The 10,334-nt window shown below is 47.5% G+C and carries 10 protein-coding genes and 1 pseudogene; 5 read left to right on the plus strand and 6 right to left on the minus strand.

The features are described from left to right. The first annotated feature begins 4 nt into the window (after positions 1-4). Genes pduL through B3K42_RS08235 form a run of 3 tightly spaced genes read left to right on the plus strand, consistent with a single transcriptional unit; the run spans position 5 to position 1,729 of the window. Complete coding sequence (gene pduL, locus B3K42_RS08225) at positions 5-598, plus strand: phosphate propanoyltransferase (protein WP_110990148.1); 594 nt, start codon at positions 5-7, stop codon at positions 596-598. Next, complete coding sequence (locus B3K42_RS08230; RefSeq protein WP_110990149.1) at positions 598-1,392, plus strand: DUF72 domain-containing protein; 795 nt, start codon at positions 598-600, stop codon at positions 1,390-1,392. Before pduL ends, B3K42_RS08230 begins: the two co-directional genes overlap by 1 nt. A 7-nt stretch (positions 1,393-1,399) precedes the next feature. Beyond that, positions 1,400-1,729 (plus strand): hypothetical protein, encoded by a 330-nt coding sequence (locus B3K42_RS08235; RefSeq protein ID WP_110990150.1) that lies wholly within the window; start codon positions 1,400-1,402, stop codon positions 1,727-1,729. Between the two features lie 28 nt (positions 1,730-1,757). Here B3K42_RS08235 and glgP read toward each other — a convergent pair whose 3' ends face one another. From glgP to rpmE, 3 genes are all read right to left on the minus strand, one after another. Beyond that, positions 1,758-4,325, minus strand: coding sequence for an alpha-glucan family phosphorylase (gene glgP / locus B3K42_RS08240; RefSeq protein ID WP_110990151.1), 2,568 nt, complete (start codon positions 4,323-4,325; stop codon positions 1,758-1,760). A 160-nt stretch (positions 4,326-4,485) separates the two neighbouring features. Beyond that, positions 4,486-4,854, minus strand: a complete 369-nt coding sequence (locus B3K42_RS08245) for a S1 RNA-binding domain-containing protein (protein WP_110990152.1) — start codon at positions 4,852-4,854, stop codon at positions 4,486-4,488. A gap of 50 nt (positions 4,855-4,904) precedes the next feature. Next, positions 4,905-5,114 (minus strand): 50S ribosomal protein L31, encoded by a 210-nt coding sequence (rpmE, locus tag B3K42_RS08250; protein ID WP_110990153.1) that lies wholly within the window; start codon positions 5,112-5,114, stop codon positions 4,905-4,907. Between the two features lie 112 nt (positions 5,115-5,226). Here rpmE and B3K42_RS08255 point away from each other — a divergent pair, with 112 nt between their 5' ends. Together B3K42_RS08255 and queA are read left to right on the plus strand one after the other, a co-directional pair. Beyond that, positions 5,227-6,228 (plus strand): ribonuclease, encoded by a 1,002-nt coding sequence (locus tag B3K42_RS08255; RefSeq protein WP_258367191.1) that lies wholly within the window; start codon positions 5,227-5,229, stop codon positions 6,226-6,228. Beyond that, positions 6,209-7,219: a tRNA preQ1(34) S-adenosylmethionine ribosyltransferase-isomerase QueA gene (gene queA / locus B3K42_RS08260; RefSeq protein WP_110990155.1), complete on the plus strand. Its 1,011-nt coding sequence runs from the start codon at positions 6,209-6,211 to the stop codon at positions 7,217-7,219. The genes B3K42_RS08255 and queA overlap by 20 nt, the downstream gene beginning before the upstream one ends. 74 nt (positions 7,220-7,293) lie before the next feature. Here the strand turns inward: queA and B3K42_RS08265 are convergent, their stop codons facing one another. The 3 genes and pseudogenes from B3K42_RS08265 to B3K42_RS08275 form a co-directional block, all read right to left on the minus strand. Continuing rightward, positions 7,294-8,730, minus strand: a complete 1,437-nt coding sequence (locus B3K42_RS08265; protein WP_110990156.1) for an AI-2E family transporter — start codon at positions 8,728-8,730, stop codon at positions 7,294-7,296. A gap of 1 nt (position 8,731) precedes the next feature. Then, positions 8,732-9,727 (minus strand): asparaginase, encoded by a 996-nt coding sequence (locus B3K42_RS08270; protein ID WP_110990157.1) that lies wholly within the window; start codon positions 9,725-9,727, stop codon positions 8,732-8,734. After that, positions 9,724-10,334: pseudogene (locus B3K42_RS08275) on the minus strand (radical SAM protein); the annotation flags it as partial. The gene B3K42_RS08270 and the pseudogene B3K42_RS08275, both read right to left, overlap by 4 nt.

Below are 10,334 nucleotides of genomic sequence, written 5' to 3' on the forward strand. Positions count from 1 at the left end.
TTTTGTGAAACTGAAGCAACCGGCAATTAAGGCAGGCGTTTCAAATCGCCATCTTCATTTGAGTGCGGAAGACATCGAGAGACTCTTCGGCAAGGGTCATGAACTAACTCCTATAAAAGATCTCGGTCAACCCGGGCAGTACGCCTGTGATGAAAAGGTGATTCTTGTCGGTCCAAAGGGGGCAATTACGGGAGTAAGGGTACTGGGTCCTGCGAGAAAGGCCACTCAGATAGAGGTATCGAGAACCGACGCTTTTTCCCTGGGAATAAAGCCACCCATAAAGGATTCCGGTGACCACGCGGGTACTCCCGGCCTAACGATTGTCGGTCCTAAAGGAACTGTCGTTCTTGATTCCGGAGTGATGCTTGCCAAGAGGCATATTCACATGACACCCGAGGACGCCATGGTATATGGTGTGGAGGACAAGGAGATAGTAATGGTCTATGCCGAGGGCGCCGGAACGCGAAGAGTGATCTTCGACGACGTTCTGGTTAGAGTGCACTCAAGTTACGCTCTAGAATTCCATGTCGATGTGGATGAAGCAAATGCTGCAATACTGAACAACAACGATCCAGTGTTCATTATCGAGGAGTTGTAGTGGTCTATCTGGGGACGAGCGGCTACTCATTTCCAGACTGGGTGGGGACGGCATACCCTTCAGGGATCAGCTCTTCCCAGATGCTCAGATATTACCATTCAGTATGGAGATTCAGCTCCGTTGAACTGAATTTCACATATTATCGAATGCCATCTATCAAGACAATCACAGGCATCCTCAGGAAGATACCCGGAGAGATGACATTTGCAGTTAAGGCACCGGGACAGGCGACGCATGATCTATGGAAGGGAAATTCCGGAGAGTTGAGGAAAGTATCCGGTGAATTCTATCAGGCACTTCAACCCATGCGGGAAGAGGGCAGGCTGGGGCCGGTACTCTTCCAGTTCCCGTGGTCGTTCAAATTCAATGAGAGAAACAGGGAGTATATTGAAGAGATCGCTGCATCTTTCGACCCGAATAGTAATCTCCTGGCCTTCGAGTTCAGACACGATAGCTGGGCAAACGAAGCTGCCTTTGAAGCGGTCGAGGAGGCGGGCGGAATACCTGTAACAGTTGACGAACCGACTATCGGGGGGTTGTTTCCATATATTCCCAGAGCAGGTCTTAGGGGTGCTTACTTCAGATTCCACGGAAGAAATCCCGACTGGTTCAACAGCAACGGAAGTGAAAGATACAACTACGATTACTCGGAAGATGACTTGAGAAGTTTTGCCATCGATGTGCTAGAATTTCATAAACGAGATATACCTGTCTTTGTTTTTTTTAATAATTGCTACATGGGAAGAGCAGTTCATAATGCTCTTCTTCTGAGAGACCTGTTAGGAGGTGCCTGAATAAACAATGACTTTTCCTGATTACATAAATGTGGTTCTGAGGATGATAGCCGAGGGAAATGAGAGTCATGAGATCTACGAACAGCTGCATAAGCTTGGATTGAGAGAAGTAGAGATTACTGAAGTATACAACGCGGTGATCGGAATGATCACATCCGGTTCGGAATCGACGGAGATTATTATCGACGGCGATTACAACCCAAGAAAAAGAGTTTTTCTCGAAGAAGAACTCAAGGCGATCATGACCGTTCCCGGTCTTTACAAATCGCTTCTTTGGGGCGACATTTCTCCTGGAGACTTTGAAAGGACTCTCTCTGATTTCTCAGCCAATAACTAGAAAAAACCCGCCTTCGAGGCGGGTTTTTTTATACGATCCATTTTGCAATGGGTATGAAGTATCTGTCAGGCAGTTTTTGGGGATTTGGGATCACTCTGACGGTGTATGCCAGATTACCCTCTTCGGATACGACGAATTTCCCGCCGTACACGTATTCGCCATGGACGTCTTCTTTCACCAGCTTCATTGGATAAAGACTGAAGCTGTCCATCTCGCCTTCGTCATTCATCTTTGCCACAAAAATCTCAGCTTGAACCTCCGATGGATCCAGAGTTCCAAGATAGATATTTGCCGAGAGGGCGATCTCCTGCCCGACCTTTACCGATTTGGCAGAAGACTCGGCCTGCACATTCGGCTTTATTCTTATGGCGTTCCAGCTGGCACTGAACTTGTCTTTCCAGACGGCAACGCTCTTAGCAAGTTTGTAACCGTCTCTCTCGGCCTCTACAGACAGGTCGGCGGCCGGGAAATAAAGGTCGGTGGCATACTCTGCAACCATCCTGTGAGTATTGAACTTGCTCCCGATTTCCTTGATGGAGCTCTTCATTTTCTTTGCCCAATCCCTCGCTATTCCTTCTTCATCTCTCGAGTAGTATAGAGGGATTATCTCCTTCTCAAGTGCGCTGTAAATCGACACAGAGTCTATCCTGTCCTGAAGCTCTTGGTCTCTGTAGTCTCTGTTATCGCCGATCGCCCAGCCGTTTTCACCGTTGAAACCTTCCACCCACCAGCCATCGAGGACGCTGAAATTCAGAACTCCATTCATTCCGGCTTTTTCACCGCTCGTTCCGCTTGCTTCGTGGGGTCTTCTGGGTGTATTGAGCCAGATATCCACACCGGTTACCAAATGTCGAGCGATATTCATGTCGTAATTCTCGACAATAATCACCCGGCTTTTGAATTCCGGTGTTCTGGAGATCTCATACAACTTCCTAATCAGCTCTTTTCCAGGATCGTCTGCCGGATGGGCCTTTCCTGCGAAAACAAATTGAACCGGTCTTTCGGAGTTCGCGATTATCGACTTCAGTCTGTTGATGTCTTTGAAGATCAGCGTTGCTCGCTTATATGTAGCAAATCTCCGTGCAAATCCAATAGTGAGAACATCTTCAGGCAGGGCTTCCTCGACCTCCAGAAGGTCTTCTATGGTCTCGCCCAGTCTCATCCGCTGTCTCTTCAACCTTCCCTGCAAAAAGCCTCTTGCTCTGGATTTCAGTGACATGTGTAGCTCCCAGATCTCGCTCTCCGGTATCTTATCGACCCCTTCCCAGATCCCTGGATCATAGACTCTCTCATGCCAGTCCTCGGGAAGGTACTTGTCCAGCAACTCGACCAGGTTTGGATTCAGCCAAGTCCAGATGTGAACTCCGTTTGTCACATGAGTTATCGGAACCTCTACCGCGGGTAGATCCGGGTAAATGTGATTCCAAAGATTTCTGCTGACTCTTCCATGAAGCTTGCTTACTCCATTAGCAAGGGCAGAAAGCCTGAGCGCAAGGACCGTCATGCTGAAGTGCTGCTCGCCACTCTGAAGTTTCTCGATGCCGAGGTTCAAGAATTCATCCCTATCGGCGTGCATCTTACTCCAGAAATCGCGGAAGTACTTGTCAATCATGTCAAGGGTAAACGTATCATTACCGGCAGGCACCGGTGTATGTGTTGTGAAGACATTGCCAGATTTTACAATCATCGATGCGGTCGAAAACTCTATCGAGTTTTTCTGGACCAGTTCTCGAATTCTCTCGAGGGACAAGAAGGCCGCATGCCCTTCATTCATATGCCATACATTTGGCGAGTAGCCCAGCATTCTGAGGGCTCTCACTCCGCCGATGCCGAGAAGAATCTCCTGCTGTATCCTGGTTTCACGATCGCCTCCATAGAGCGTGCCGGTGATCTTTCTGTCTTCGGGTTCATTTTGAGGAATGTCTGTGTCCAATAGATAAAGAGATGTCCTGCCAATTTCGGCCTTCCAGACCTTCGCCCATACCTTTCTCCCTGGAAAGTCTATGTTAACGAAAACCTCATCTCCGGCTTTATCGAGCGCAGGAACTACGGGAAAATCCTCGAACTCATAGGAGTGATAAATGTTCTGCTGCCAACCCGACTCATCTATTCTCTGTTCAAAGTATCCGTTCCTGTATAGAAGTCCTATGGCAACGAAATTGAGGCCCATGTCGCTGGCCGTTTTCAGGTGGTCTCCGGCCAGAATGCCGAGGCCTCCAGAGTAGATTGGGAATGATTCATGTAAGCCATACTCCGCGCAGAAATAAGCAATGCACTGCTCTTTTCTCTCCGGGTGTTCTCTCTCCATCCACGTATCTTTTCCACCCATGTATTTATCGAATTCTTCTACGGTGTTCTCATACATCTTGATAAACGCTTTGTCTTCGGCCAGTTCATACAATCTAGTCTGGCGTACCCTGCGGAGAAGCCTTACGGGGCTCCGCTTTTCCTGATACCACATCTCGGGGTCCATGTGTTTGAACATCTGTTGAGCATGGTAGTTCCAGCTCCACCATAGGTTCTTTGACAGTTCTTCGAGTCTGCTTAGCTTTTCGGGCAATCTCGGAACCGCCATGACTCTTTCGAGGAAGTACATCAGTATAACCTCCTATTTTGGCATCTGTGTCCAATTATACCCTTTCATACTCCACTATGCTTACTTATGATCCTCTCACTCGTCTTTGCTACCTTTTTTGCCCTTTCACAAAAAAAGGGAGCTCAGCTCCCTCTATTCTATTTCACGATACTTTCAATTTTTATGGTCTTTTACGGATACCTCTTTTCTTGTCGAGTCTTCTCTTAAAGGCGGAGATCTTTTCGCCGCTATCTCTCATGAACTTGGCCAGTTTCTTTTCGAAGTCTTGGCTTGACGGCCCTTCATCAGAGCCTTTGGTCTTCAGATCCTTGATCGACAGTTCCCATTTTCCGTCCTTTGTCGTCCCAAGAACCTTTGCTTCTACTTTCTGACCAACTTTGAGATAGTCTTCAATGTTCTTCACGTACTCTCTTGCCACTTTGGAAATATGAATGAACCCTTCCTCACCGCTTTCAAGATTTACGTACGCTCCGAATTTCTTGACAGAAGTTACATTTCCCTCAACAACGGTACCCACTTTCACACTCACATGACTAACCTCCAATTGACTATATACTTGAGGGAGCGCAAAGCGCTAACTCAGTAATTGTCTCCGTATTTGTTTCTGAACTTCTGAACTCTTCCTTCAGTGTCGAGAATCATTGAAGATGCGTCTCCACGGAAGTAGGGATGGCAGCTGGAACAAAGGTCAACCTTTATGGTGTCCTTTGTAGAATAAAACTTATGTTCTGCGCCACAGGTACACTTTACAGTAATCAGCTTCATCTCGGGGTGCATATCTTTTTTCATCGGGGCTTCACCTCTTCATGTTGTAATTTGCACAAATCTCATTATATCATAGAGAGAAAAGCGTGTCAAAGACTTACTTGTGGCAAACGCTCGCATAGATAGGAGAATAGTGATGATTAATGACATACAAAACCATTTGAAAGAAGCCGCCTCTTCAGAGGGGTTCTACAGTTATTACGGAAAAAGAAAGGAAAGCCTTGGAAGGCTTTCCAGCGGTCTCCGAAAGAATCCCTTGAGCAGCTCGATGATCGAGAAGGTTGTGAAGACAATCCCCGGGCTCAAAAGCCTATCCTACGAAGTAATCGAGTTTTCAATCGACATACTGAGAGAGCGAGACAGAGAACCGGAAGAGAGAGTACAATACGTATCTTCGCTTTCTGAGGCATCGGTTGCCGATATTGCACAATTGCTCTTCTTGATCGATCCGAGAAACAATCCACCTGTCAATGGGAGGGTCAGAAAGAAGATCAAGTCGATAGACGATTACAGAAAGTGGCTTTCAATTGCTAGATCCATTGGAAAGTATGGAATTCAGGACTATATCATGCTTGAAGCGGCACTTCTTTACGAAAAGCCGGAGGTTGCTGAGAGATCCGGTCTTGCCGACAGGATAAGTAGAGTTCTGCATACCAACATCTCGGAGCTGGAGACTCTGCGAAACGCAGTCTCTACTCTTTCAAAATCGGCAAGAGGAGAACTTGGCAATCTGAAGTTCACACACCCTTACGTCAAGAATGCGCTTTTCTCCCGTCGTTCCAGACCCGTTGTTGTTGACGGTAGCAACATCGTTTTTTCTATGAGCGATCACGCAGATTTGAACAGAATAGACGATCTCTTTCTCAGGATGTCTTCGTGCAGGGTTGCTTTGTTTCCATACAGGATAATCTTTGATGCAAATATCAGATTCACTCTTGGCGGTTTCCAGCAAGAGAATCTGAACAGGCTGCTTTCCTTGCCACAAGTGGAGACTTACTCGCCAGCCGATGATAGAATCATCTTCCTGGCCAGAGAAAACGATTCCGCCGTGATAAGCTACGACAGATTTCTCGATCATGGGGTTGCCGACATAACGATAATAAGGCCTGAGGAAATAGATGAAAGTCTCAGAGTTTGATTACGATCTCCCAGAAGAACTAATCGCCCAGGAACCGGCCGTTCCGAGAGACAGTTCTCGACTACTGGTTGTAGACAGAAAGAGCGGTGCCCTGGAACACAGAGTATTCGCCGAAATCGTCGAATTTCTCCGTCCCGGCGATGTCGTCGTGCTAAACAACAGCCGTGTTATTCCTGCAAGGCTGCTTGGGATGAAGGAGACTGGAGCAAAAGTCGAGGCCGTGCTGATAGAAAGACTCGACCGGGGACTCTGGAAGGCAATAGTTAGACCCGGATCAAAGATTAAGCCTGGAAACGAGCTGCTGTTCAGCGGAATTTCATGCAGAGTTGTCGAACACTGCGAAGATTCAGGCAGGATTCTCGATTTTCATGGGGCTAGCGATGAAGAGATCAAAGAATCGGGCTTGCTTGCGATCCCCCCGTATATTCAGACTTACCCGGAGAATCCCGAATCTTACCAGACGGTCTACTCGCGGCCGGAAGGTTCCGTAGCTGCCCCCACAGCCGGTCTGCACTTCACTGAGAGCCTGCTTGAGACGCTCGCCGGTAAGGGAGTCGCGGTTGAGTTCATCACGCTTCATGTCGGCATCGGAACTTTCAGACCGGTAAAATCGGAGCTGATAGAAGAACACAAAATGCATGGAGAATACTTCACGGTATCTTCTGAAGCTGCAGAGACGATCAACAAGGCCAAGGCCGATAATAGAAGGATTATTGCCGTCGGCACCACGACCGTAAGGACTCTGGAAAGCATAGCTGCCCGCCACGGCTCAGTTGTAAGTGATAGCGGCCAGACAGATATATTTATCTATCCCCCCTATGATTTCAAGATTGTCGATTCTCTTGTCACAAACTTTCACCTTCCAAAATCGACCCTCCTGATGTTGGTTTCGGCATTTGCCGGAAGAGAGTTGATTCTCTCGGCATATAGAGAAGCAATTTCAAGAAGATACAGATTCTTTTCCTTCGGCGACGCCTGTCTCTTACTGTAGGAGACTCTTTGAACTGAAGGGGTTTTTCGGCAAATCGTCGGAGGGATTATCCCTTTCCGCGAAACCCCGCAGTATCAATCTTCTTCTTCGAGCATCGGTGAGAAGAAGTGGATCCACATCATTTTCAGGATTATTGCAAACGGCACGGCTATAATCGCTCCGAAAAGTCCCAGCAGCTGTCCTGCCACCAAGATCATCAAGATGATTATTACCGGGTTGATTCTATTGTAGCCTTTCATGAATACGAGGAAAAGTATGAAGGCCGCGGCGTGTACAATCGCCAGGATTATCAGCAGCACCAGAACGAGAACGAGATTCTGAGTGGATACGGCAAGAAGAACGAGTGGCACAAATTCGAGTGGTACTCCCACTATGGGTATGAGATTTGTAAAAGCAGCCCAGAGCCCCATTAGAAGGCTGTATTTCAATCCCATCGATTGAACCACAATACCGACTACAATCCCCACAATCAATGCTAACAGGACTACCGAAATCACATACCTTTCGAGATTCTTGTAAGTGTCGGACAGGAAACTTAAAGCGGTGCCTCGTACTTTTTTCGGGTAGAACTTTGGAATGAACTCCTTGACCGAGAGGAAGTAGTAGCTTAGGTAGATTGCACCCACTATTGTAAAGAATAGTACCAGCCCCGCACTCGTTACGAAGCTGGGCACCTTTTCCAGTATTCCCGGAAGGAATTTCATAAGGCTGTTCTGCACCTGAATGAGAAAATTTCTTACGCTTTCGTAAGTTGCCCTCCGCCTTGCCGGATCGATGTTCTTCGGCATGAAGTATTCAACTACGTCCTTCCACAGCTCTTGCGACTGAACCAGCATCACATTTTCCATGACATTAGCTGAAAGCGATTCCGCCACTTCGGGATTCAGATATTTCGAGACAATCCCGTTTATCTCATCGTAAAGAGGCTGTCTTCGGTTACTGCTGCCTATAATCACAAGATAGTCGCTTCTCTCTTTTAAGCTTTCCTCAAGCAAGGAGAGATCCTTCTCCAGGTTTCCAGCATCGGACGGCATCGGTTTCAACAAATTCGAGTAGTAGTCTTTCAAATCCCTAGAGACAAGATCAAGAGATTCGATCTCTTCGGCGGAAAGCTTTTCGAGCAGATCTTCATCGGAAAGAAGCCTGTCGATGTTCGCATTCACTTCGAAAGAGGTAATTTCTGCCTCCTGAACGGAAGGGAAGAAGTCTCTGAGAATACTGAAGAATTTAGAGGCTTCTTTTGCCACAGGAGTCGTAAGGAAGACGATAAGCAGTACTAAACCTGCAAAAATAACCGTCAATCCTATGCCGAGAGAGATCGAACGTTTGAGTTTCAGATATCGCTGTGCGAATCTCGCCCACGGCTCGAGTATCATAACCACGGTGAAAGTTGTAAAGAGAATCACGGCAGTCCTCAGTGAAACGGAGAACACAGCGAAACAGATAGCCAGGTAGAACAGCGTGAATAGCGCCGTTTGAAAACGTGGTTTCTTCAAAATCTCTCGGTTCACATTATGCCCCCTTCAAAGGGAGTTTGAAGAGCCTCTCAATCTCCGCCATATCATTCGTGATCCCCATTATGACAATCAACTTGATTCTAGCTTTGATCGGGGACAACTCCTGTGCGAAAATTGCGCCTAAGTCGGCCAGACTCTTTCCTCCTCCAACATATCCATAAACTCCAAGGACGCGGCCTTTAAAGCACCTTGAAGTAATAATTACAGGAACCCGTTCCTCTTCTATTAGATATTTTACTACGTGATACACTTCTACCGGCACATTGCCTCTTCCGAAAGTCTCAAGAACCACCCCTTTGAAACCCAACTGGGGCAGGCTTCTAAGGATTGAGCCGTCATCGCCAGTGAAGGTCTTGACAAGAGCTACTTTCGATTCAATATTGTCGACGTTGAATACCGTTCTGAGCAAGGGTTTTCTGAAGAAAATCACTGAGTCTTCATCGACAATTCCCAGGGGTCCATGGCCAGGGGAGTCAAAAGTGGCAACGTTGCTTGTGTAGGTCTTGGTAACCTCTCTGGCGGCATGAATCTCGTCATTCAGACAGACCATTGTTCCCATTCCGACTGCAAGAGGATTGACGGCAACTCTTACGGAAGAGAGAACATTTCTGGGGCCGTCGGTTCCCATCTCATCGATATTTCTCATTGCGGCGGTGAAGATTACCGGCTTCTCGCTTCTGACAGTAAGGTCAAGAAAATAGGCCGTTTCTTCAAGTGTATCCGTCCCGTGTGTAATCACGGCGCCACACACTTCATCTCTGTCTAGAAGCCTTTGTACCGTTTTCGAGAGTCTCCACATCGTCTCGGGGTTGATGTATGGACTGGGGATGTTTGAGAACTCGTGGTGTTCGGTGCAGGCGACCTCTTCCAGTCCGTCAACGTCAGCCACATGTTTACTCATTCCCTGAGCTGGAACGGAAGCTCCTGTAACAGGGTCGGTTACCATGGCAATTGTGCCTCCCGTTGTAACTATAACGACTCGCTGTTTCACAGCCATTTTCCTCCTAATTTCATCTTGATCAAAGCTAACGTCTTCAGTACATCCGGGCCGACAACTGGTAAGAGCTCCTCCACCGCCTTAGGTCTCTTGATGACTAGAGTTCTCGCCCGGTCTCTTCCAATTCCAGGGAGGAATTTCAGTTCTCTCTCCCCCAGATCATTGAGCTCTGTTCCAACCGGTATACCAGTTATCGATCTCATACCGTGATCAATAACTGCGAAATCAGTCTTCTCTTCAAAGGCGACCGGTGTGCCGAGGAGAATCGGATAAGTACCTAGCGGTCTGCCGAAGTGAATCAGACCTTCGCTGAATTCAGGAATTACCCCCCGGACAATCGCTCCTACCGGGAAGACTTTTTTTAGCATTTCGGCATCAATTTCCCTTCTTATGCGCTGCTTGTGTTTTTTGAACAACCTGTGATCTACTTTCGGCCTTGCCATTCTCGATATCCTCGCGTTGGGAAAGACCATGACCTGCCTTATGTTGATTCTCCTCAGAAGAAGACCCTTCTGTTGAATGCTTGCAAGATGTTCATAATCCGTCTGGAAGCTGTTACGGTTCTGTCCGGGAAGACCATAAAGCAGGTTTATTCCCGGTA

The organism is Mesotoga sp. UBA6090 (genome assembly GCF_002435945.1).
Lineage (GTDB): Bacteria > Thermotogota > Thermotogae > Petrotogales > Kosmotogaceae > Mesotoga.